The organism is Arthrobacter sp. NPDC058097, assembly GCF_042884885.1.
Classification (GTDB): Bacteria; Actinomycetota; Actinomycetes; order Actinomycetales; family Micrococcaceae; genus Arthrobacter.
In genome coordinates, this window is record NZ_JBHVSZ010000004.1 from 91,933 (window position 1) to 115,847 (window position 23,915).

The window sequence follows — 23,915 nt, forward strand, 5'->3', positions numbered from 1 at the left end:
TAGCCGGTAGCTTCCACGGAAGCGGACGTGCCAACGTTGGCGCGCCTTTCCACATAGGCGGATGCGGCCATGGCCGGAGGACCCGGCAAACCCTAGGCTTCAACCATGAGCACATTCGAGGGCATCCCCGCCGCGGCAACGAAGTTCTACGCTGAGCTGGAGGAGAACAACAACCGCGACTGGTGGCAGGCCCATTCCGCGGTCTACCAGGATTCCGTCAAGGCCCCGCTCCAGGCGCTCCTGGCGGACCTTGAGCCGCGCTTTGGTCCGGGTAAGATCTTCCGGCCCCACCGTGACGTCCGCTTCTCCCCGGACAAGTCACCGTACAAGACCGCCCAGGGCGCGTTCGCCTCGTACCAGGAGGGCGTGGGGTATTACCTCCAGATCAGCGCCGATGGCCTGCTGGTCGGCGGCGGCTACCACTCGCATTCACCCGCGCAGCTGGTGCGCTACCGGAATTCGGTGGACGCGGGGAGCACCGGCGAACAGCTGCAGCACATCGTGGATGCGGTCGCGGCGGCAGGGTTCGCCATTGAGGGCGAGAAACTGAAAACCGTGCCGCGGGGCTTTCCGAAGGACCATCCGCGCGCCGATCTGCTCAAGCACAAGTCGCTCTCCGCCGGCGTCACCCTCGGGGAGCCCGCATGGCTCGGCTCAGCGGAGGCGGAACGCGAGATTGCCGCCCTGTGGGAACAGCTCCGCCCGCTGGTGGACTGGGTGGGGCGTCATGCCGCCCCGTGACAGAAGCACCAGCGGGCGGTCGCCAGCACGGATCGGGCGCGCCCGGGCCGGGCCGCGCAGAGCGGCCAGGCCGGACGGTCCGCGCCATGCCGGACGTTGGCCATGCCGGACGTTGGCCGTGCCGGGCGCTGGTTACTGGACCTTGGTCAGCGCGTCGTCGTCCCGGTCGTCGAGGCCGCCTGCAGGACCGTCCACGGCAGCCTTGGCCCCGGCGAACTTCTCGTTGAGGCGGGAGTGCCGCTGACCGTAGGCGAAGTAGATGGCAATGCCGACGACCAGCCAGATGCCGAAGAAGATCCAGGTCTCCACCGCGAGGTTGGTCATCAGGTACAGGCACAGCACCGCGGATACGACAGGAAGGACCTTGCCGAACGGAACCCGGAAGGCCGGCTTCAGGTCGGGGCGCTTCTTGCGCAGCACCAGGATTCCCAGGCTGACCATCACGAACGCGGACAGGGTGCCGATGTTGATCATTTCCTCGAGCAGGTCCACGTTGGTGAGCCCGGCAACGAGGGCAACGGCGGCGCCGCAGATGACCTGCAGGCGGGCCGGCGTCGAACGCTTTTCACTGGTCTTGGACAGGGAGCGCGGCAGCAGGCCGTCGCGGCTCATGGCCAGCACCACGCGGGCCAGGCCCATGAGCAGCACCATGATCACGGTGGTCAGACCCACCAGGGAGCCGAAGGCGATCACCTTGGCGGCGTCGGTGTTGCCCACTGCCTCGAAGGCCGTGGTGAGGGTGGGGCTCTCCGCCTCGGCGAGTTGCGTGTAGGAGACCATGCCGGTCAGGGCGAGGGACACCAGGATGTACAGCAGGGTCACCAGGGCAAGGCCGCCGAAGATGCCGCGGGGCAGGGTCTTCTGCGGGTTCTTGACCTCTTCCGCGGAGGTGGCCACAACGTCGAACCCGATGAAGGCGAAGAACACCAGCGCGGCGCCGGCAAAGATGCCCATGGTGCCGTACTGCGCGGGGGCGGCGCCGGTGAGGAAGCCGAAGAACGACTGCTTTAGAACGTCGGCCGCGCCGGCGTTGGCCGTCGGCTCAGAGGACGGGACGAAGGGGGTGTAGTTGGAGAACTTCACGTAGCTGAAGCCCACGATGATCACGAACACCACCACGGCGATCTTGATCAGCGTGAAGATGTTGCCGACGCGCGCGGACAGCTTGGTCCCGAGCACGAGCAGCACGGTGAAGACCGCCACGATGAGGAAGGCGCCCCAGTACAGGTCGACGCCGCCGATCGAGACGGCGGCCGGCATTTCCACGCCCATGAGGGCGAAGACCTTGCTGAGGTAGATGCCCCAGTACTTGGCAATCACCGCAGCGGCGGTGAAGAGTTCCAGGATGAGGTTCCAGCCGATGATCCAGGCCAGAATCTCGCCCATGGTGGCGTAGGTGAAAACGTAGGCGGAGCCGGCCACCGGGATGGCGGTGGCGAACTCCGCGTAGCACATGATCGCCAGGGCACAGGTGATGGCGGCGACCAGGAAGGAGATGGTGACGGCCGGGCCGGCGAAGTTCGCAGCGGCCTTGGCACCCACGGAGAAGATGCCGGCGCCAACGGCAACCGCGACACCCATGATCATGAGGTCCCAGGTGCTCAGGGAGCGCTTCAGCTTGCGTCCGGGCTCATCAGCGTCGGCAATTGACTGCTCGATGGATTTGGTCCGGAAAAGGTTCATTGGAAGTCCACAGTCCTGATAGGGGATGGAAACAGACCTATCAAGTGTAGTGTCCATCCAGTGGACGGCCGCATTTGTCCCGAATACTGAGACAGCCGGCACGCAAAACCACGCCCGGCCCTCCTCCGCGCTGCGGCTGCGCGGTGTGGAGGGCCGGGCGTGGGTCCCCGCGGGCTGGCGGCCCCTGCCGGCCGCCAGCCTTCCCAATCTGTTACACGGCACCCGTCCGGATCGTCCAGGACCGGAACGCCAGCGGGTTGCCCGCCAGGTCGCGGACGGAGGACGTTGCCACGGTGTAGGTGGTGTTGGCCGCCAGCGTTGCCGACGGGTTGAGCGTTGCGGTCCGAGTCGCGGCGTTGTAGGTCACCGTCGCTGTCACGACCGGGCCGGTCAGTCCGCCGCGCCGCAGCACCACGGTTCCGGTGTTGACGTTCGTCACGGGCTCGCTGTAGCGGACCGTAACGTTCGCCGTGCGGCTCACGTTGGTGGCGCCGATCGCCGGCGTCACTGAGACGACCGTCGGGGCAGGGCCGGTGGTGAACTGCCATGACGTGAACGCGATGGTGTTGCCGGCAGTGTCGCGGACTGAGGAGACAGCCAGCGTGTAGGTACGGTCAGCGAGGAGGGTTGCGGTCGGGTTCACAGTCGCCGTCCGGGTCGCGTTGTTGTACGTAACCGAGGTGGGAATGACGGTGGTGCCGAGCCGCAGCACCACGGTGCCCGTGGTGACATTCGCCACCGGCTCACTGAACGTCACGCTCAGGTTGTTCGTCTGGCTGACGGACGTGGCGCCCGAGGCGGGTGTCCTGGCCGTGACCGTCGGTGCCACGAACTCCGTCCGCGGCGTGGTCAGCGCGCTGCGAGCCGAGGCCGCACCCGTGCCTGCCGAGTTGATCGCCGAGACATCGAACGTGTAGCCGGTGCCGTTGATCAGTCCGGTGACCACCGTGTTCGTCACGTTGCCCACCGTGATTTCGCGGGCCGGAGTGGCTCCCGTTCCCACGAAGACCCGGACCCGGAACTGCGCGACCGGCGCGCTGGGTACTGCCGGGGGGGCGGTCCACCGCACCGTGGCCTGGGCATTGCCCGCGGTCGCCGTGCCGATCGCCGGAGCGCTGGCAAGGACGGGAGCGGACGGAGTGACTGCGTTGGACAGTGCCGAGAAGGCACTGGCCCCGATTGCGTTCACTGCCCGTACCTGGAAGCGGACGGGCGTTCCGTTGGCCAGGCCCGTAACCACCAGGCTGGTGGCACCGGCGTCTGCCGTCTGAAGTGCACCCACCTGGGTTCCGGCTGCGTTTACCACCCGCACCTCGAAGCTGGTGGCGACGCCGCCTGCTGCCGGAGTGAAGTTGACCGTAGCCTGGCCGCTGCCGGTAGTGGTTGCCGCACCGATGACGGGAGCCGACGGTGCAACGGTGTCGGCGAACACCAGCCGCTCGACGTTCCGCAGGGTGTCGGTACCGTCAGTGCCCACATTGTCGGTCACCGTGGTGGTGGATCCCGGCGAGCCGAGGGTGCCGTCGCCGCCGGTCGTGGTGACCGTGTAGTCGGCCTCCGGTCCGGTGAATACTGCGGAGTCGGTGCCGCCGGAGCCCGTGAGGATCTCGCGGACTGCCACGATGTTGCCCGGGTTCACCGTTCCCGCGAAGACAGCTTCCTGGAGCGTTGGTCCCATGAGGTTGCCGTTGGCGTCCTTCAGGTACCGGCTGGTCATGGCGCTCTGCCCCGGCGCTTCAATGCTGGCGCTGCCGATCTCGGTTGCCGGATCGGCTGCGTTGGTGCGGACACTGAGGCGGACGCTGAGGTAGCGGTCGCCGTCGATGATGTCGTTGGCGCCGCGGCCCTCGAGAAGGTCGCTGCCGCCGCCGCCGAGGAGAATGTTGCCTTCACCCCAAACGTTCGTACCGGTCAGGAGCGGGCAGTCCTTGCCCGCCGAGGCGGCCACAACATCGGATGCCAGTGTCGGGAAGGTAGTCACCAGCTCGCCGAGTCCGGCGATCCGGTCCACGCCCGCTTGATCCAGGACGTTGCACCCGATGAATCCGCCGCCGCCAACGGCACTGGGAACGACGTCGTCGCCGCGGATCTTGTCATTGAATTTCCAGCCAGACGCGGCCTCGAGTTCGTTGAACTTGTCGCGGACATCAACGGTCAGGATGTCAAGGGGAACAAGCGGCAGGGCAAGGTCCAGGTCCTGGGCCTGTGGATCGCCCTGACCGGTCTCCCAGTCGTAACCGGAGGCTCCGGCGACCTTCTCGATGCCAGGACCGCCGACGCCGATATCGTCGCCACCCTCCATGTCGTAGTCGTCGTCGCCGCCCTGGCCGACGAGGATATCGTGCCCCGGCTTTTGGGAATCATCCAGGAAGAACAGGTTGCCGCTGTCACCCTGCATCAGGTCGGGCTGGTCGCCACCCTCTTCCCAGTCGTCGCCGCTGTCGCCGAACGCGGCGTCAAGGCTCTGGCCGAGCATGATGAAGTCGTCGCCGGTTCCACCGAAGGTCTCGTTGGCGTTGGCTCCGCCGTTCGTGAAGTCCTTGCCGTCGCCTGCCATGATGATGTCCAGGCCCGGACCGGCGTCGATCGCGTCATTGCCCGGTCCGCCCTTCGGCACGTCGTCACCGGCGAGGTCGGTGATGATGTCATCGCCATCGCCACCGAGCGCGACGTCGGCTCCGTCACCGCCTTCGATGATGTCGTTGCCTTCACCGCCCCAGAAGGTGTCGCTGTCGTTTCCACCAAAGATCCGGTCGACGCCGGCGGTGCCGTTGTAGACGCTCTGCCCGTTGATGCCGGACGGGTCAACCGTGTTCCGCGCACGGTACTTGATCGTGCCGTCGGCCATGCGGATCAGAACGGCCGCCTCGTTGCACTCTGAGTCCGGGTCGTCCAAAACGGTGTTGCCGTTGGCCGTAAAGCCGGCCGCCGTGCCTGCCAGCTTCTTCAGTTCAAACTTGCAGTCCGACGTGGCGAACGCATCGGCCTTCAGGCTCTTCACGTTCGTGTTGCGCATCATCAGTTCGGCAAACGAGTTGCCCTCGAGCTGTGCCCTCAGGTTCATGCCCGGCGTGCGCGCCAGGTAGTAAAGGCGGTCACCGTTCTGCAGATCCGTCAGTTGGTTCTCGAAGACGTAGTTGAACGTGCTGCCCAGCAGACCGCCGAAGACAACCGTCTGCTCCGCGAGACCGCCGACCCAGAGGTCGACGTTGTCGAGGCCGGTGATGGAGTTCGTGCCATCGTTGGCCCAGGCGTCCGTGCTGTTCATGAACGCCGCGGCATCAGCCGGCGGGACGTCCCCGGCAGCGGGGCTGACGATCAGCCGTGCCGCTTCCCGCTTGCCCGCCAGGGTCGTTGCGCCGGTGATGGACGGGTGCCGGCCGTAGGCGGCGATGAAGTTGGCGAGCGACTCGGGGTGCTTGAGGTTCTCGCCGAAGTCGACCCAGCTGGTGTAAGGCGTCAGCTGGCCGTCATTCGTCTTGTTGAAGATCTCCCGGCGCAGGACGTTCAGCCGCGGGATACCTTCAGAACGGGCGCGCGTCATGTTGATCGTCGGGAGGTCCAGGGGCAGGCCCAGGAGGTTGTTGCGGAGCGTGTCGGTCACGAACTCATCGAGTTCGTTGCCGGCCTGGTCCGACATTCCCATGATGACACTTCCGGCAGCCTCTTCCGAGGTCAGCGGCCCGGCAGGGCCACCGTTGGTGTACTCAGGCGGGTTGAGGAAGCCATCGAGCAGAGAGATGTCATTCTGGCTGCCCCGGGTGTCGTCGGAGGTGCCGAACACCGTGTCGGCGCCGGCCCCATCCTCGTTCCGGCGCGAAATCGTTTCGGTCAGCATGGAGTGGCCGAAGCGGTACACGGCGTGGGCGAATTCCGCCTTAACCGCGGGGTTGAGTTCCGTCTGGGTGAAGGCAAACGGCTCGAAGGGGTTGATCGCCGGCTGAACCTTGCGGGCGAACTCCTCGAAGACCAGGTGCTGGTATTCCATCTCGGTGACGAAGCGTGCGGCCTGGAAGAGCCGCTCACCGTTCCAGCCGTTGGCGCCGGAGGCCAGCTTCCATTCGGCGAGTGCGGCGACGCCGCTTGCCGAGGTGTCGTTCAGCAGGACGTTCTTGATGCTGCCCACGGCCGGATCAACGTCAGTGCCGACGAGCCGGTCGTGCTCCGAGTGGAAGATCTGGTGGATTGCGGTCAGGCCAATGTTCTCGTTGACGCGTCCGTCACCGGCGATGAAGTGCGCGTTCAGCATCTCGTCGTCGTAGGTGCCGGCCGGCTGGTTCGCGAAGTCGGCAGATGCCGTGTTGTCAGCATCCTTCGCGGGCGTCACCTTCGGCGTCGCCGGGTTGTGGTCGGTGTCCTGCGGACTCGGGTCCGCGTTGTGGGCGATGTCCGTCAGGAACGGCGTATCAAAGTACTTGACGTTCGCCGGCACCAGTGTGCCCAGGCCGCCGTTGTCAGCGCGGTTGGCTTCCACGAGTCCCGTGGCGGTGACGAACTGCGGCAGACCGCGCAGCGGGCCGGGGATGAACTTGCCGTACGGGTCGGCGGCGACCATCGGGACATTCAGGACGTCCTTGTCCAGCAGCTGTATGCCCAGCAGAGCCGAGGCCTGGGCCTTGGTGGTGGCCCAGGTAGCCATGCCGCCGGCGGTGGGCCCGGCAGGTCCGCCGAGCAGTTTGCCCGTGGCGACGGGCTTGCCGTCGGTGTTGTTAACGTACTCCCGGAGGAACACCTGGTGCGAGGCGTGCGAGGTGTAAGTCTGGCTCTGGTCGACCCAGGGCGAGTCCGTGTTGTTCGCATCCTGGATGTCGTCGGCGCTTTCGTCGGCAGGCGTTGCGGGGTTGTCACCCAGGACGCCGTCCGGGCCGGGCTGGTTCTGGCCGCGGGTCAGGACCATGAAGCGAAGGTTCGGATCGAGGTCGTCCGCGTTGCCGAAGACGTGGTCCGGACCCGCGATCAGGGGGTCGTCATCCTTCAGCGGAACGAAAACGGTTCCGCCGCTCTTGACGGTCTGGTCCACGCCATGGTCGAAGAACTGTCCGAACAGCGTGAACATCGAGTTGTATGGCGGGGAGAGTCCGACGTCGGTGGTCACGTTCTCGATGAACAGCGTGCTGTGGGACGGCACGCAGCCGGCGGGAACGCCGTCCACCGGCGGGGTTGCCAGCGGATCCGGGTCAGTCGTGCAGGGAACGACACCCTCGTTGCCCTGCGTCCGGACCGGGTTGCCTGCCGCGGCGACTGCAGCCGGGTTGGTCGAGGTCTGGTCCACGATCAGGTTGCTGATCACGCGGGGCTCGGAGTCGAAGACGTTGCCCTTCTTCTGCGCATACGACGTCGGACGGGAAGGCCCGAACGCGGGAGGCGAGTTCTCGGCATTCTTGAAAGATGGTGTAGTCAGGCGCGGGAACTTCTGGTCGGCTGCACCGAACGTTTCCTGGCCCGCCTGGAGGTTGTTGCATGACCCGTCCACCGTCCGGAGACCCTGGGAAACCAGAGGGCTCGGAATTTGGTTGGGGCCGGTGCCGATCAGCGCCCCACAGGGGCCCGTGGCCGACGTCGTGTTGGCCACGTGGGCCTCGGCGATCTTGATCTGCTTCAGGATGAAGGAGAGATCGGAGGGGGTGATGGTGAATCCCTCCCCCACAGGTGCCTGAACCGCGTTGGCTGCCACGACAGGCAACCCCATGGCGATCGGCATCATCAGTGTGGTTACTGCTGCCACCGTCCGGAAGGAGATGGACTGCTTGCGGTGCTTCTTGCGTCGCTGACGCCGGTTTGTTGGTGGTTCGGTGGGTGCAGCGGATCGACTTTGATCCGTGCCCCCGTCTGACTTCCATGCTGAGACATTCATGGCACACCTGCCGCTAGGAGGGGTTATGACCGTGCCATCGTCCGTGGCCATGCCCGTGAAAACCTTGTGGATGCGGCCGGATCGGAGTTCTTTTATCTGTTGAGCCACCCAAATTGGGGGTTTTCATCAGGTGTTTTAACAGGCAATACACAGGCGGGGCCACTAGCCTGTAGCCCCGCCTGCGCATTGTGAAGCTGGAATTCAGGAGTCCTCTCTTGCCCGCTACACCGGCCAGTCCATGAGCGTGGAACGGATCAGGAAGCGCTTGCCTTCCGGCGCCTCGACGGAAAATCCGCTCCCCCGGCCCTGCACCACATCCACCGTCAGGTGGGTGTGGCTCCAGTAGCCGAATTGTTCCCTGGACATCCAGAACTCCAGCGGCTGGCCGCCGTCGTGAGCGCCGCGGGGGCCGCTGTCGGAAGCCGAACCGGACTCCCCGCCGTCGTCCGCAGAGAGATCAAACCGGCCCAGCAGCACATCCGACTCCCCGGTGAGGAAGTCCCCGGCCGGATAGCACATGGGCGCGGAACCGTCGCAGCAGCCCCCGGACTGGTGGAACATGAGCGGGCCGTGCTGCGCCCAGAGCTTCCGCAGCAGCCCCACCGCCTCGGCGGTGAGCGCCACCCGGGAGAAGTCCTCCCCGGGCAGCGTCACCTCGGCGTCAAGCCTGGTAGCGGGCATCAGAGCCTCAGCACCACGCGGCCGTCGATCTTGGCGTGCTTCATTTCCTCAAAGACCGCGTTGACTTCCGAGAGTTCCCGGGTGGAGACGGTGGGGTGGATCTTGCCCTGCGCGTAGAAGTCCAGTGCTTCCTCGAGGTCTTGCCGTGTCCCCACGATGGAGCCGCGGACGGTCAGGCCCTTGAGCACGATTTCGAAGATTGGTGCCGGGAAGTCGCCCGGCGGCAGGCCGTTGAACACGATGGTGCCGCCGCGGCGGGCCATGCCGATGGCCTGGCCGAAGGCCGACGGGTGCACCGCCGTGACCAGGACTCCGTGGCAGCCGCCGGTTTCCCGCTGGATGACTTCTGCCGGATCCTCGTGCAGCGCGTTCACGGTGAGTTCGGCGCCGTGCTTTTTGGCCAGCGCGAGTTTGTCGTCCGCGATGTCCACGGCGGCGACGCGCAGTCCCATGGCAACGGCGTACTGGACGGCGATGTGCCCCAGCCCGCCGATGCCGGAGATGGTGACCCACTCCCCCGGCTTGGCCTCCGTCATTTTCAGTCCCTTGTAGACAGTGACGCCGGCGCAGAGCACCGGAGCCACCTCCACGGGATCCGATCCCTTCGGAATCCTGGCGGCGAACCGGCTGTCCACCAGCATGTACTCGCCGAAGGAGCCGTCCACGCTGTAACCGGCGTTCTGCTGGGCCTCACACAGCGTCTCCCAGCCGGTTCGGCAGTACTGGCAGTCACCGCAAGCGGACCAGAGCCAGGCATTGCCCACCAGGTCACCGACGGCAAGGTCCGTGACGCCCTCACCGAGGGCCACCACCTCGCCCACCCCTTCGTGGCCGGGCACGAAAGGCGGCGACGGCTTGACCGGCCAGTCCCCTTCTGCGGCGTGGAGATCGGTGTGGCAGACACCGCTGGTGATCACTTTGACGAGCGCTTGGCCTCGGCCGGGCGCGGGGACGGGGATGTCCAGGATCTGGAGGTCTTTGGCAAATTCGGATACTACGGCTGCTTGCATTGTCGTCGTCATTGGCGAAATCCTTGCGTCGTTGAATCGGTTGTTTGGGTACTGCGGTAAGGGTGGTGCTGGGGGCCCTATCCCTAGAAGAAGCCGAGCTTGTTTTCGCTGTAGCTGACCAGGAGGTTTTTGGTCTGCTGGTAGTGGTCCAGCATCATGGCGTGGTTCTCACGCCCGATGCCGGAGGACTTGTAGCCGCCGAACGCGGCGCCGGCCGGGTAGGCGTGGTAGTTGTTGACCCAGACGCGGCCGGCCTGGATCTCGCGGCCTGCCCGGTACGCGACGTTGCCGTTACGGGACCAGACGCCGGCGCCGAGGCCGTAGAGTGTGTCGTTGGCGATGCCCATGGCGTCGTTGTAGTCGCTGAAACGGGTCACGGACACCACGGGGCCGAAGATCTCCTCCTGGAAGATGCGCATCCGGTTGTGGCCCTCGAAGATCGTGGGCTGGACGTAGTAGCCGCCGGCCAGGTCCCCGGACAGTTCGGCGCGGGCGCCGCCGGTGAGCGCCTTGGCGCCTTCCTGCTTTCCGATGTCGATGTAGGAGAGGATCTTTTCCAGCTGGTCGTTGGAGGCCTGCGCTCCGATCTGGGTTTCGGTGTCCAGGGGGTTGCCCTGGATGATCTTCTCGGTCCGCGCCAGCGCGTCGGCCATGAAGGAGTCGTAGATGTCCTCCTGGACCAAGGCCCGGGACGGGCAGGTGCAGACTTCGCCCTGGTTGAACGCGAACAGCGCAAACCCTTCCAGTGCCTTGTCGTAGAACGCGTCGTTGGATTCGGCGACGTCGTTGAAGAAGATGTTCGGGCTCTTGCCGCCGAGTTCCAGCGTCACGGGGATCAGGTTCTGGCTGGCGTACTGGCTGATCAGCCGGCCGGTGGTGGTCTCGCCGGTGAAGGCGATCTTGCGGATCCGCGGGCTGGAGGCCAGCGGCTTGCCGGCCTCGACGCCGAAGCCGTTGACCACGTTGACCACGCCGGCCGGCAGCAGGTCGCTGATCAGTTCCATCAGGACCAGGATGGACGTCGGTGTCTGTTCCGCGGGCTTGAGGACGACGGCGTTGCCCGCCGCGAGCGCCGGTGCCAGCTTCCAGACGGCCATCAGGATGGGGAAGTTCCACGGGATGATCTGGCCGACGACGCCGAGCGGTTCGTGGAAGTGGTAGGCGGTGGTGTCGTCGTCGAGCTGCGACAGCCGGCCCTCCTGGGCCCGGACGGCGGAAGCGAAGTAGCGGAAGTGGTCGGCAGCCAAGGGGATGTCCGCGTTGAGCGTCTCGCGGACCGGCTTGCCGTTGTCCCAGGTCTCGGCGACGGCGAGGAGCTCGACGTTGGCGTCGATCCGGTCGGCGATCTTGTTCAGCACCGCGGCCCGCTCGGCCACCGACGTCCGGCCCCAGGAGGGAGCGACCTTGTGCGCGGCGTCGAGGGCGAGTTCGATGTCCTCGGCGGTGCCGCGGGCCACCTCGCAGAACGGTTTGCCGGTGACCGGGGTGATGTTCTCGAAGTACTGGCCCTTCACGGGAGCAACCCACTCGCCGCCGATCCAGTTCTCGTAGCGGTCCTTGAACGTGACCTTCGAACCTTCGGTGCCGGGCTGTGCGTAAACGGTCATTGCTAGCTCCTTTGCTCTGCAACATGGTGGCGATAAGTGTTGGTGATCGCCGATGCATCGAGCGTAGGAGAGGGCAGGTTGCAGCCAGGTTGCAACTGTATGACTCAGGTCACTGCAGGCAGGTGGGTGGGGCCACGCCTGCCGGGTTCCCTGGCCGAGCTTGCGAGGTTAGGGGGCAGGTGGGTGGGGCCACGCCTGCCGGGTTCCCTGGCCGAGCTTGCGAGGTTAGGGGGCAGGTGGGGACTAAGCGCCCAGTTCGGCTTCCAGCCGCTCCAGGTCGGCGACGACGGCGGCCCGCTTGGGTGAGCGCGGCGGCAGGAGCTTCAGGGCGGCACGGCGGACGCCGGCGTCGTCCGCCGCCTCCGGCAGCTCCGCGTACTTGAGCAGCGACTCCGCGCTGCCGTCCGTCAGGACGGCCTCGCGCAGCAGCGCGGACACGCGGTTCCGAAGCTCGACGACGCCGGGCGCCTCCGAGCGGGGCAGCACGGCGCCGCGGTAGATGTCCAGGGCGATTCGGTGGGCGCCGCGCTGCAGGCAGGTGAGCACCTGGCTGCTGTCCGGCAGGAGGTCCATGGCCAGCCGGTAGGGCCGCGACTCCGGCACCGAGGCGGGGTTCAGCTGCTGCAGGACCTTCCGGAGTCGCACCATCTCGGCGCGCAGGGTGATCGTGGAGCCGTCGCCCGGGTACAGGAGGACGCTCAGTTCCTCGGCACTGAGGCCGTCCGGGCGGGTGCTGAGCAGGGCCAGGATCTCGCTGTGCCGGGCGGACAGCACCACACTGCGGCCCTCGATGCTGAGCAGCGCCTGATCGCGGCCCAGCAACTGCAGGCTGTTGCGGTACAGGCTGCCTTCCCGCGCGGAACCGCCGGCCGCCCCGGAACCCGGGTGCCGCCGTCGTGCTTTGGTCCGTTCCTGGGCTGCCGCGAGCTGCAGGCGTTCCACGCGCAGCTGGGCTTGGGCCGCCGCCACGGTGGCCTCGACCAGGGAGAGGGTGTGGGGCGCCACGGCCGCCTCGGTGCCCGTGATGTCCACGACCCCCAGCAGCGCGCCGGAGTCGGGATCCTGGAACGGCACCGCCGTGCAGCTCCATGGGTGGACGGACCGTTTGTAGTGCTCGGCGCCGGAAATCTGGATGCCGCGGCCCAGCGCGAGGGCGGTCCCGGGGGCGCTGGTCCCCACGGTCGCCTCCGACCAGTCGGCGCCGGGAACGAACATCATGCCCTCGGCACGGCTGCGGGCGCCGGTATCGCCTTCCACCCAGAGCAGCCTGCCCACCTCGTCGCCGACGGCAACCAGCAGGCCGCTGTCGTGGCTGGGCCGGATGAGGAGCTTCTGGATGACGGGCATGATGGCTGCGAGCGGGTGCTGGCGGCGGTATTCCTCCAGCTCGTCCGGGGCGATGGCCAGCGGCGCCTCGGGGTTGTCCGGGTTGGCCCGCAGCTTGGCGGACCGCTGCCAGGATTCGCGGATCAGGCGGCGCAGCCCGGGGATTTCCTCGGCATCGGGAAACGCTTCGGTCTGCGCGTGGCTGCCCAGGAATTCGTGGCCGGCCAGGGCGCGGCGCTGCACCAGCACCGAGTCTTTGGTTTCAGGTGCCGCCGGCTGGATCAGGTTCTTCATCGAACTCCCACTCGCCCAAACGCTTGCCCGCAAAAGTCTAGTCGAGCGGCCGCGCCGGCAGTAGGCCCCTCCTGGTTGGAGTTTTTGTCCAGATAATGGGGTTTGAAACGTGGCAAACGACCATTATCTGGACAAAAACTCGTCAGCCGGGGTGACGGTTGCCTCTAGCCGCGGGAGATCTGGATCATCTCCTCGCGCGGCACCACCTTGATGCGTTCGCGCACCACACCGCCGTCGGCCTCTGCGGCCTCCGTCCAGGATGCTCCGAGCGCTGCCTCGTGGGCGTTCAGCTTGTTCCAGCCTTCCCACGTGGTGTACTCGATGCCGCGCTCCTCGAGCAGGTCGATAATCGCCTGCGGGTCGGGGTTCTGGGCCGGCGGCAGGGTGAGCCGGTCCTCGAGGAGGAAGCCGATGGTTTCCAGGGCGTCGCCCTTCGTGTGCCCGATCAGGCCGACCGGACCGCGCTTGATCCAGCCCGTGGTGTAGATGCCGGGGACAGGATTCCCGTCGGCGTCCAGGACCCGGCCGCCCTCGTTGGGGATGACCCCGCGCTTCGCGTCGTATTCCAGTTCGTCGAGCGCGGAGCCGTGGTAGCCGATGGCGCGGTAGACGGCCTGCACCGGGTAGTCGATGAACTCCCCCGTGCCCTTGACGTTGCCGGTGCCGTCCAGCTGCATGCGCTCGAACTTGATGCCGGCAACCTTGCCGGACCCGCCGTCGTCGTAAATCTCCACCGGGCTGTGCAGGAAATGCAGGTGCAGGCGGCGCGACGACGGCTGCTCAGCCTCGGCGTGCTCCTCGACCAGCCAGTTGGTCATGGTGTTCACCATGGTCTTGGTCTGGTTGTTGCTCCGGATCGCGTCGTCGGAGGCCTCGTCGAACTCGAAGTCCTCCGGGTACAGGACGATGTCGACGTCGCGGGCGTGGCTGAGTTCGCGGAGCTCCAGCGGGGTGAACTTCACCTGGGCGGGGCCGCGGCGGCCGAAGACGTGGACGTCGGTGACCGGCGAGTTCTTCAGGCCCCGGTAAACGTTGTCCGGGATCTCGGTGACAAGGAGCTCGTCGGCGTGCTTGACCAGCATCCGCGCCACGTCAAGAGCCACGTTGCCGTTGCCGATGACCGCGATTTCCTTGGCGTCCAGCGGCCATTCGCGGGAAACGTCCGGGTGCCCGTCGTACCAGGACACGAAGTCGGCGGCGCCGAAGGAGCCCTCGAGGCCGATGCCGGGGATCTCCATGTCGGCATCCTTGATGGCGCCGGTGGAGAAGATGACGGCGTCATAGAAGGCGCGGAAGTCGTGCATTGTCAGGTCCCGGCCATAGGTGACATTGCCCAGGAACCGGATGTCGCCGCGGTCCAGGACCTTGTGCAGGGCGTTGACGATGCCCTTGATGCGCGGGTGGTCCGGAGCCACGCCGTAGCGGATCAGGCCGTACGGTGCCGGGTAGGCCTCGAAGAGGTCGATGCTGACCTCAAAGTCGCCGTCCTTGACCTCGTTGGACTTGGTCAGGATGTCCGCGGCGTAGACGCCTGCGGGTCCTGCGCCGACGATCGCGACGCGGAGCGGGCGCTTGGCCGTGGATTCAGCTGTGTTGGACACCGTAAGCCCTTCCGGAACGGGAGACCGCGCCCCACCGGCGCGCAGTTTTCAATTCTAATTGTCCGCCCGGCCGGGCGTCCCACCCGCGACGGCACACGGCGGTCCGTGACGGCCTGCGGCCACAGCGCCGGCACCCGTCAGCTGCTCTTGCGCAGGGCAACCACGTCGCCCTCCCGGTACAGCAGTGCCCGCAGTTCCGACTCCGCCGAGTCCAGCCGCTTGGGATCGATGGTCTCGCCGGCGGCGAAGTGGTCCAGCAGCCGGGGGTCCACGTAGCTCTTGCGCGCGATCGACGGCGTGTTCCCCAGTACCGCCGCCGCCTCCATCATGGCGACGCTGATGGCCCGTTTCCTCTTCGCCTCTGTTTTCTGCGGCCCGCTCCGGGCCAGGCTGACGGCGGCCGCGGCCGTGCCCCGGAGGGTCCGGAAATCCTTCGCCGTGAAGTCGTCGCCCGTGCGCTCCTTGACGTAACTGTTGATGTCGGCGCTGGTGACGGGGTGCCACGCCCGGCCGTTCTTGTAGGCCAACAGCCGCGCGTTGCCGCCGCGCCGTTTGAGGGCCTGGGCCAGCGGTGCGAGGTCCGGGTCGTCGATGCGTGACTCCCAGGTTTTTCCGCTCTTGGCCGGGAAACTGAGGTACAGGCACTCCTTGCGGACGCGGACGTGGGCGCAGAGCAGTGTGGCGAGCCCGTGGCTGCCGTTTTCGTTCGTGTACCGCTCCGAACCCACCCGCAGGGAGCCGCTGTCCAGCATCCTGAAAGCCGCGGCCAAAACGCGCTGGCGGGTGACGCCGTCGGACCTCAGATCCATGGTGACCAGCCGGCGGGCGGTGGGCAGCGACTCGGCGAGCTGGAGCGCGCGGTCGAATTTCACCCGGTCTTTCCGTTGGCGCCATTCCGGATGGTAGATGTACTGCCGGCGGCCCACGGCATCCAGCCCCGTCGCCTGGATGTGCCCGTTCTCAAACGGCGCTATCCACACGTCCGTCCAGGCAGGCGGAATGCCGATGCTCTCCAGCCGGTCCCGGACCGGACCGGGCGGCAGCGTGGAACCGTCCAGGTCCCGGTAGCTGAACCCGGTGCCGGCCCGCACCCGCCGGTACCCGCGGCCGGAAGCGTTGCTGTGGCGGAGCCTCATCGGACCGTCGCCCTGCGGTGAGTCGTACTCATAATGGCAAGCCTACTGACTAATTTGCTTCGGCAGTCAAACAATGTCCCGTGGCAGGCGGAATACCGCTCCTCAACATGGTGTTATGGGTCTTGTGCCTAACCCCGACGGATACGTCTCCTCAGCTGTTCCGACTGCCCCAACGTCCGGCGCCGCAGCGTCTGGTGTGACCAGCCCCGGCGTGTCCGGCGCACCCAAGGCGGTGGACAAAGAGACGACGGCGGGAATGCTGTTCGGCATCGGCGCTTACGGCCTCTGGGGGCTGCTTCCGCTGTACTTCTTCGTTCTGCAACCGGCCAGCGCTGTGGAAATCGTGGCAAACCGGGTGGTCTGGTCCCTGATCTTCTGCGCCCTTCTGATCACGGTGACGAGGGCATGGCGCGTTCTGGGTGCTGCGCTGCGGAACCGCTCCGTGTTCTGGACCCTGGCGGCCGCGGCGGGCCTCATTGCGGTGAACTGGCTGACGTACACCTACGGCGTCACCACGGGACAGGCGGTTGAGACCTCGCTTGGCTATTTCATTAACCCGCTGGTGTCCGTCCTCCTCGGCGTGTTCGTCCTCAAGGAGACGCTCCGGCCGCTGCAGTGGGCCGCCGTCGCAATCGGTTTCATCGCCGTCGGCGTGCTTACTGTGTCCTACGGGAAACTGCCGTGGATCGCGTTGACTCTGGCCGTCAGTTTCGGCCTGTACGGCTTCGTGAAGAAGCGGGTGGGCCCGCGCGCCGACGCCGTCACCAGCCTCACCGTGGAGACCATCGTCCTCACTCCCCTGGCCGCGGCAACGATGATTGTCCTCGCGGTGACCGGCACTGCCTCTCTGACCACACACGGCGCCGGGCATTTCTGGCTGCTCCTGGCGTCGGGCGTCATCACGGCCGTGCCTCTGGTGTTCTTCGGCGCCTCTGCCCGCCGGCTGCCCATGACCACCATCGGGCTGCTGCAGTACTTTGCACCGGTGCTGCAGTTCATCGTTGCCCTGGTGGTGTTCGGCGAGGCCATGACGCTGGCCCGGTGGATCGGCTTCGGCGTCGTGTGGCTTGCCCTGCTGGTGCTCACCGCGGACATGCTGGCCGCGACGCGCAAGAGCTCGGCGGCAAAGCGGCTCGCCCGCAGGGAAGCGCGAGCGGACACTTAAGCCCCCGCGGAAGGGCCACAACTGTCCATTCGCGCTCAAGGAAGGGCCACAACTGTCCGTTCGCGCTCAGGAAAGGGCCACGACTGTCCGTTCGCGCTCAGGTGGCAGGCCGCGCTTAGGGGGCCGAGTCAGCACGGTCATAGTCGCGCGGCACCACCACCATCGGCACCGGCAGGGCCCGCAGCACCTTGTTGGCGGTGCTGCCCAGGAACATGCGGTTCTTCTCGGCCAGGCGCGAGGAGCCCACGATGAGGATCTCGCCGTCGTCCCATTCGAGCCCGTCGATGGCTTCCTCGATGGTGCGGCCGTGGGCCACGGCCACACCGACCTCGTGGCCGGCCGGGACCTTCCCCGATGCAGCCGTCAGGACCGTGTTCGCATGGATGTGCGCGGCGTTGATGGCCTCCCCGGCATCACCGGCGGCGTCGAGTTCCACCAGCGACACCAGCCGCAGCGGCACTCCCCTCCGCTTCGCCGCCCGGATGGCGGTCTCGAGGGCGGCCTCGGCGCCGGCCCGCTGCCCCACGGCCAGCGTCAGCCGGGTGACGGGCGCCGTCCGCTGGTAGCCGCGGGGCGCAAGTGCCACCGGGACCGGCGAGGCGTGCAGCAGCGCATTGGCCACTGACCCCACCGTATAGCGTTTGAAGAGGCCTGTGCTGGCTGCGCCCACAACGATGAGCCCGGCGTCATATTCCACCGCCGCGTCGATGAGCCCGCCGGCGAAGGAATCGGCCTCCCGCACATGGAATTTCGCGGGCAAGCCCTCCGGAACCAGGGCCAGGCCCTCCCGTTCGGCCGTCAGCACCTCCTGCTCCGCGGCACTGACCCGGCTGCCCTCCGGGTTCAGGGCCAAGTACGGCATGCTCGGCTTCACCACATAGACCAGATCCAGTTCGGCGCCCTGGGCCAGGGCCAGCGACGTGGCCAGGGCGACGGCGTCCGCGCCGCGCTCGGTGGGTGTGTAACCGACTACGTATCGCATGCGAAACCCCTCTTTGGGTAGTGCAGACCGATCCCCGGTTTCCGGCAGCGCTCACCGGCCTGCGGCGTGAAGTGCAGTGGTGAGGATGACTCTACCGCGGCACTGCCGCTTGTGGATGGGAAGCCGGCGGTCCGGAACACCAAGGGAGCACGACGGCGGCAACAACGACGGCGAGCCGGGCACCTTTTGGTACCCGGCCCGCCGTCGTCGTACGTCCGTGCGTTCAGCGCGAACGTACAGTTGTGGCCCTATTTTGAGTCCGTTGCGGGGCCACAACTGTACGTTCGCGCTAGGTGGGAGGCTAAGCGTTGGCCTTGATGGCCGCGGCGAGCACCTCCAGGCCGTCCAGCAGCAGCTCGTCGCTGATGACCAGCGGGGGCAGCAGGCGGATGACGTTGCCGTAGGTTCCGCAGGTGAGGATGATGACGCCTTCTTTGAGGCAGGCGGCGGCAACGGCCTTGGTCAGCTCCGGATTCGGCTCCTTGGAACCAGCCTGGACCAGCTCGATGGCCAGCATGGCACCGCGGCCACGGATGTCGCCGATGACGGAAACTTCAGAGGCCACCTCGCGCAGCTTGCCGAAGGAAAGTTCCTCCATATGCTTGGCGCGGGCGTTGAGGTCGTATTCCTGCATGGAACCGATGGAGGCCAGAGCTGCGGCGCAGGCCACCGGGTTGCCGCCGTAGGTGCCGCCGAGGCCGCCCGGGTGGACGGCGTCGAGCAGGTCGGCGCGGCCGGTGATGGCGGACAGCGGCATGCCGCCGGCGATGCCCTTGGCCATGGTGATGATGTCCGGAACGATGCCTTCGTGGTCCACGGCGAACCATTCGCCGGTGCGGCAGAAGCCGGACTGGACCTCATCGGCGATGAAGACGATGCCCTTTTCCTTGGCCCAGGCGGACAGCGCCGGCAGGAAGCCTTCGGCCGGAACAATGAAGCCGCCCTCGCCCTGGATCGGCTCGATGATGATCGCGGCCACCTGGTCGCCGCCGATCTGCTTCTCGATCGCGGTGATGGCGCGCTTGGCGGCCTCGGCACCGGTGATCTCCGGGTTTTCCTCACGGAACGGGTAGCTCATCGGCATGCGGTAGACCTCCGGCGCGAACGGGCCGAAGTTGGTCTTGTACGGCATGGCCTTGGCGGTCAGCGCCATGGTCAGGTTGGTGCGGCCGTGGTAGGCGTGGTCAAAGGCGACGACGGCGTCCCGGCCGGTGGCCAGGCGGGCCACCTTGATGGCGTTTTCCACGGCCTCGGCGCCCGAGTTGAAGAGGACGGTGCGCTTCTCGTGGGTGCCCGGGGTGAGCTTGTTCAGCTGCTCGGCGACCGCGACGTAGCCCTCGTAGGGGGTAACCATGAAGCAGGTGTGGGTGAAGTGCTCCACGGCCTCCTTCACGGCACCGACGACGGCGGGATCGGACGCCCCGACGCTGGTCACCGCAATGCCCGAGCCGAGGTCGATGAACGAGTTGCCGTCCACGTCGTGGATGATGCCGCCGTCGGCATCTGCGACGTAGACCGGAACGCTGGAGGCGACGCCGGCCGCGACCACTGCCTTGCGGCGTTCGGTCAGGGCCACGGACTTGGGGCCCGGGAAGTCGGCCTGGACGCGGCGCTTCTGCTCAAGGCGGTAGGTGATTTCGTTGGCAGTGGTGGTCATGGTGTTTCTTTCTTTACTGCGGAGGGGGCGCGGGTGCGGAGAGGTTCAGGCGTCAAGTGCGGACATGACGTGCTTGATGCGCGTGTAGTCCTCGACGCCGTACATGGAGAGGTCCTTGCCGTAGCCGGACTGTTTGAAGCCGCCGTGGGGCATTTCTGCGGTGAGGAGGATGTGCGTGTTGATCCAGACCGCGCCGAAGTCAAGGTCGCGGCTGAGGCGCATGGCCGTGCCGTGGTCGCTGGTCCAGACGCTGGACGCCAGGGCGTATTCGACGTCGTTGGCCAGCTCCACTGCCTCGGCCTCCGTGCTGAACTTCTGCACGGTAATGACGGGGCCGAAGGTTTCCTTCTGCACGATGTCGTCCGACTGCTTGGCGCCGGTGATGATGGTGGGCTCGAAGAAGTAGCCCTTCTCGCCGGCCCGGTGGCCGCCGGTTTCGATCGTGCAGTGCGCCGGCAGCGAATCGACGACGGCGCTGACCGCCTTGAAGTGGTTGACGTTGTTCAGAGGGCCGAAGTAGTTGTCCTCGTCGTTCTGGGAACCGGTGTGCAGGGTCTTGGTGTGTTCCACCATGGCTGCGACGAGGTCATCATGCACCGAGTCCTCAGCCAGCACGCGGGTGATGGCCGTGCAGTCCTGGCCGGCGTTAAAGAATGCGAACTCGGCGATGGCCGCGGCGCTCTTCTTGATGTCGGCGTCCTTGAAGACGATGGCCGGGGCCTTGCCGCCCAGTTCCAGGTGCGCGCGCTTGAGGCCCTTCGCGGCGCCCGAGGCGACGGCGATGCCGGCGCGGACGGAACCGGTGATGGACACGAGGCCCGGGACCTTGTGCTCCACCATCAGCGCACCGGTTTCACCGGTGCCGAGGATGACGTTCAGGACGCCGGCCGGCAGGATATCCGCGGCCAGGCGCGCCAGGACCAGGGTGGATTCGGGCGTCGTGTCGGACGGCTTCAGGACCACGGTGTTGCCGGCCGCGAGCGCGGGGCCGATCTTCCAGATGGCCATCAGGAACGGGTAGTTCCACGGGGCCACCTGGGCCACGACGCCGATCGGCTCGCGGCGGACGAAGGAGGTGTGCCCCTCGAAGTACTCGCCGGCGGACTTGCCTTCTAGGATGCGGGCGGCACCGGCGAAGAAGCGCAGCTGGTCGGCGCCGGCGGCCACTTCCTCGGACGCGATCAGGGAGCGGACCTGGCCGGTGTTGCGGTGCTGGGCATCGACGAGTTCGTCGCTGTTGGCCTCGATGGCGTCGGCGAGCTTGAGCAGCATGAGCTGCCGCTGGCCGGGGGTCACGTGCTTCCAGGACTTGAAGGCGTCCTTGGCGGCGGCCATGGCGGCGTCGACGTCGGCCTCGACGGAGACGGGAGACTTGGCCACGACGTCGCCGGTCACGGGGTTCACGATGTCGATCAGGCCCGTGCCCGCAGGCGTGACGAACTCTCCGTTGATGAAGTTCTGCAAGGTTTGAACCACGGTGTACAACCTCTTTCGTCCTGAATGGTGTGATGCGGCTGACTCGAGCCTATTCCAGCCACCCACAGCGGGGAATAGCCACCTGCACACCCTTGAACCGGTGCTTTAGTGCGATCGGCCAGCCTCCGGCTACCCTTGACCCATGGCAATTTCCCTCGCGGCGCTGCTGGCCGTGCAGTCTCTGGGACTCAAGAAATCCAGCCTCGCGGAGACCACTTCGCACCAGGACATCCGCTGGGTTGCGGTCACCGAACTGGAGGACCCGCAGCGCTTCCTCAACGGCGGCGAACTAGTGCTGACCACCGGGCTGCGGATGAAGAGTGCGCCCGAACAGCGCCGCTTTGTGCGCCAGGTCCAGCGCGCCGGCGCCGTGGGCATCGGCTTCGGCGTGGGGCTCTCACACGACGCCGTTCCGCCGGCTTTGATCGCGGAGGCGAACCGCTGGGGTCTGCCGGTGGTAGAAGTGCCGTACGGCACCCCGTTCATCGCCATCAGCAAGCTCGTGGCCGACGCACAGTCCGCAGACCACTATTCCAAGCTTGAGCGGCTGATCGCCGGGCACCAGATCCTGGCCCGCGCGCTGCTGACCGGCGGCGGCCTGGCCGAGCTCCTGCGGCACCTGGGCGGCATGCTGCGCACCGAGATCGCGCTCACCCAGTTCACCGCCCAGCTCTACAACAGCGGCAGCGAACCGCCGTCCGCGGACTCCTGGACCACCTACCCCATCCCCACCGGCCGCCGCGATGCCTGCACCCTCTGGGTGAAGCAGCCGTTCGAGGATTCCGGCATCATCGGCTACGCGCAGAACCTCATCAGCGTGGAGCTCAACAACATGGTCAAGCAGCGCCAGGCCGAGCGCGCGCTTTGCGGGCAGGTCCTGGAGGACGTCATTCATGGAACCCTGGAGCCCAGCGAGGCCCAGCGCCGCCTGGCCGGGACGGGCATCAACAGCACGCGCAAGAACGTGGTGATTCTGGCCGGCTCCGAGGCGCACCACAAGCAGCTGGTCAGCTCCTCACTGCCGCAGGCGCTGGAGAACGCGGTAACCGCCGTCGTCGGAAAGGACCTGGTGACGGTGGTGCCCGACGATGGACGCGGCGCCACGGCCATGGCCCGGAGCCTCAGCGACCACCTCGCCGAGGCCGGCATCCACGCCACGATCGGCATCGGCGGTGCGTACACCAAGCCGAACGGCCTGCGCTGGAGCTACTTCGAGGCGCGCGACGCCGCCAGCCACGGGCTGCCGGTGAACGAGCCCGAACGGCTCAGCCTGACCTCCCTGCTCCTGGCCAGTGAGGACGTGCCGCTGGCGGACATGGCCAACGAATCACTCGACCCGCTCCGCAGCTTCGACGCCGCCCACGGCGCCGAGCTGATGGCCACGCTGGAGAGCTACCTGAACAACAACGGCTCAGTTGCCGCCGTTGCCGAGGCCCTGACGCTGCACCGGAACACGGTCCGCTACCGGCTGGCGCAGATCACCGAGCTCACCGGCTACGACCCCTCGGTCACCGCCGACCGGGTGCAGCTGTGGCTGGCCCTGGCGGTTGCCAGGCTGGGCGCGCGGCACGCCGGCTGAGCCTGGGTTTCCGCCCGAGCGGGCCAGCCCGGTCAAGCGGAGCCGCGGGCATAGCCGTCCAGCCCGGTCAGGCGGGCCAGCCCGGTCAAGCAGGCAAGCCCGGTCAAGCGGAGCCGCGGGCATAGCCGTCCAGCCGGCTGGCGAGTTCAACCGGGTTGCTCAAGGCCACCAGGTGTCCGCCCGGGATTTCGTCAATTTCCAGGCCCAGCCGGGTCCGGACCACACGCCGTTGAAAGTCCAGGGGGAAGAACCGGTCATCGCGGCCGATCAGGACCCTGGTGGGGACGTCGGGCCAGCGGTCGATCCCGCAGGGCTGCCCGAACGGCGTACCGGACGGGGCGCGCTGCTCGCCGGCGCCTGCGGCAACTACCTCCGGGGGAACGTCGTGCAGGAAGTGCACACGCTCATCAAAATCACCGCTGCGCCCGTTCAGCCTGTCATTGAGTTCCAAGGCCTGTGGCTGCCCGGTGGCCTCCCACCACTCGCCGGGCGTCTCACCGGGAAGCGGGACCATCGGGTTCAGCAGGACAATGAGCTCCACCGGCACCCTCGCCGCGACAACCGGGACCGTGAAGGCGCCCAGGGACTGGCCCACGAGGACCACATGCCGGTGATCACCGACAGCCGCGACGACGATATCGGCGTAGTCCTGCAGTCCGAGGCCGGGATCGTCCTCTCGGATATCCACCGCAATGGCCTCGTGCCCCAGCCGTTCCAGTTCCGGAACCAGCCGGTGCCAGTACCAACCCATTCCCCCGGCGCCCGGGACAAGAACGAAAGTGCCCACCTGCCCTCCTATGCCGCGTGTCAGTGAGGCCCTTGAGGACCCATGCGCCTACTCGAACCGCACAGCGTTCCAGTCGAGGATCCGCGGCTCCGCCAGCCCCTCGGTGGTGAACGGGTCGCCGGCGATGAAGCGTTCGGCGTCCTCGCGCGACGTGAAGATGCCCATCGATGAGCCGGCCGGGTCAGGGGCCTGGAACGGGCCGAGTGCGATGAGCCCGCCGCCGCTTTCGCGGAACACCTCGTAGTAGGCCTTGTGGCGGGGGTATGTCTCCATCACGCGCGAGCGGTCGACGCCCGCGCGCAGGCTGTACAACACGACGAATTCCATGGACGCGAT

The 23,915-nt window shown here is 67.0% G+C and carries 16 protein-coding genes; 3 read left to right on the forward strand and 13 right to left on the reverse strand.

What is annotated here, in order from left to right; genetic code table 11:
• The first annotated feature begins 105 nt into the window (after positions 1 to 105).
• Entirely contained in the window at positions 106 to 741 is a 636-nt protein-coding gene (locus ACFVTE_RS08695) for a DUF2461 domain-containing protein (protein WP_387099187.1), read from the forward strand.
• A 132-nt stretch (positions 742 to 873) separates the two neighbouring features.
• Here the strand turns inward: ACFVTE_RS08695 and ACFVTE_RS08700 are convergent, their stop codons facing one another.
• From ACFVTE_RS08700 to ACFVTE_RS08735, 8 genes are all read right to left on the reverse strand, one after another.
• Positions 874 to 2,424, reverse strand: a complete 1,551-nt coding sequence (locus ACFVTE_RS08700) for an amino acid permease (protein ID WP_387099189.1) — start codon at positions 2,422 to 2,424, stop codon at positions 874 to 876.
• A 211-nt stretch (positions 2,425 to 2,635) separates the two neighbouring features.
• The gene (locus ACFVTE_RS08705; RefSeq protein WP_387099191.1) at positions 2,636 to 8,278 is read right to left on the reverse strand and encodes a peroxidase family protein; all 5,643 of its coding nucleotides are present in this window, start codon (positions 8,276 to 8,278) and stop codon (positions 2,636 to 2,638) included.
• Positions 8,279 to 8,500: 222 nt separating this feature from the next.
• Entirely contained in the window at positions 8,501 to 8,959 is a 459-nt protein-coding gene (locus ACFVTE_RS08710) for a DUF779 domain-containing protein (RefSeq protein WP_387099193.1), read from the reverse strand.
• A complete protein-coding gene (gene adhP, locus ACFVTE_RS08715; RefSeq protein WP_387099195.1) occupies positions 8,959 to 9,981 on the reverse strand; it encodes an alcohol dehydrogenase AdhP in 1,023 nt (340 codons plus the stop codon). The genes ACFVTE_RS08710 and adhP overlap by 1 nt, the downstream gene beginning before the upstream one ends.
• A gap of 71 nt (positions 9,982 to 10,052) precedes the next feature.
• Positions 10,053 to 11,576: an aldehyde dehydrogenase family protein gene (locus ACFVTE_RS08720; protein WP_387099197.1), complete on the reverse strand. Its 1,524-nt coding sequence runs from the start codon at positions 11,574 to 11,576 to the stop codon at positions 10,053 to 10,055.
• A 243-nt stretch (positions 11,577 to 11,819) separates the two neighbouring features.
• On the reverse strand, positions 11,820 to 13,196 hold the full coding sequence (locus ACFVTE_RS08725; protein ID WP_387099199.1) for a GAF domain-containing protein: 1,377 nt from the start codon (positions 13,194 to 13,196) through the stop codon (positions 11,820 to 11,822).
• Positions 13,197 to 13,360: 164 nt separating this feature from the next.
• Positions 13,361 to 14,797: an FAD-dependent oxidoreductase gene (locus ACFVTE_RS08730; RefSeq protein WP_387099201.1), complete on the reverse strand. Its 1,437-nt coding sequence runs from the start codon at positions 14,795 to 14,797 to the stop codon at positions 13,361 to 13,363.
• Between the two features lie 137 nt (positions 14,798 to 14,934).
• A complete protein-coding gene (locus ACFVTE_RS08735) occupies positions 14,935 to 15,933 on the reverse strand; it encodes a DNA topoisomerase IB (RefSeq protein ID WP_387099203.1) in 999 nt (332 codons plus the stop codon).
• 115 nt (positions 15,934 to 16,048) lie between these two features.
• Here ACFVTE_RS08735 and rarD point away from each other — a divergent pair, with 115 nt between their 5' ends.
• On the forward strand, positions 16,049 to 17,098 hold the full coding sequence (gene rarD / locus ACFVTE_RS08740) for an EamA family transporter RarD (RefSeq protein ID WP_387099205.1): 1,050 nt from the start codon (positions 16,049 to 16,051) through the stop codon (positions 17,096 to 17,098).
• A 115-nt stretch (positions 17,099 to 17,213) separates the two neighbouring features.
• On the opposite strand, the gene ACFVTE_RS08745 is transcribed toward rarD, so the two are convergent.
• From ACFVTE_RS08745 to ACFVTE_RS08755, 3 genes are all read right to left on the reverse strand, one after another.
• On the reverse strand, positions 17,214 to 18,080 hold the full coding sequence (locus ACFVTE_RS08745; protein WP_387099207.1) for a universal stress protein: 867 nt from the start codon (positions 18,078 to 18,080) through the stop codon (positions 17,214 to 17,216).
• Positions 18,081 to 18,381: 301 nt separating this feature from the next.
• Positions 18,382 to 19,737, reverse strand: coding sequence for a 4-aminobutyrate--2-oxoglutarate transaminase (gene gabT, locus ACFVTE_RS08750; protein ID WP_387099209.1), 1,356 nt, complete (start codon positions 19,735 to 19,737; stop codon positions 18,382 to 18,384).
• A 45-nt stretch (positions 19,738 to 19,782) separates the two neighbouring features.
• Positions 19,783 to 21,213 (reverse strand): aminobutyraldehyde dehydrogenase, encoded by a 1,431-nt coding sequence (locus ACFVTE_RS08755; RefSeq protein ID WP_387099211.1) that lies wholly within the window; start codon positions 21,211 to 21,213, stop codon positions 19,783 to 19,785.
• Between the two features lie 142 nt (positions 21,214 to 21,355).
• Here ACFVTE_RS08755 and ACFVTE_RS08760 point away from each other — a divergent pair, with 142 nt between their 5' ends.
• A complete protein-coding gene (locus ACFVTE_RS08760) occupies positions 21,356 to 22,792 on the forward strand; it encodes a PucR family transcriptional regulator (RefSeq protein WP_387099213.1) in 1,437 nt (478 codons plus the stop codon).
• Between the two features lie 103 nt (positions 22,793 to 22,895).
• On the opposite strand, the gene ACFVTE_RS08765 is transcribed toward ACFVTE_RS08760, so the two are convergent.
• Both ACFVTE_RS08765 and ACFVTE_RS08770 read right to left on the reverse strand, forming a co-directional pair.
• Positions 22,896 to 23,579 (reverse strand): alpha/beta hydrolase, encoded by a 684-nt coding sequence (locus ACFVTE_RS08765; protein ID WP_387099215.1) that lies wholly within the window; start codon positions 23,577 to 23,579, stop codon positions 22,896 to 22,898.
• A 48-nt stretch (positions 23,580 to 23,627) separates the two neighbouring features.
• Positions 23,628 to 23,894, reverse strand: a complete 267-nt coding sequence (locus tag ACFVTE_RS08770) for a YciI family protein (RefSeq protein ID WP_387099216.1) — start codon at positions 23,892 to 23,894, stop codon at positions 23,628 to 23,630.
• Positions 23,895 to 23,915 lie beyond the last annotated feature (21 nt).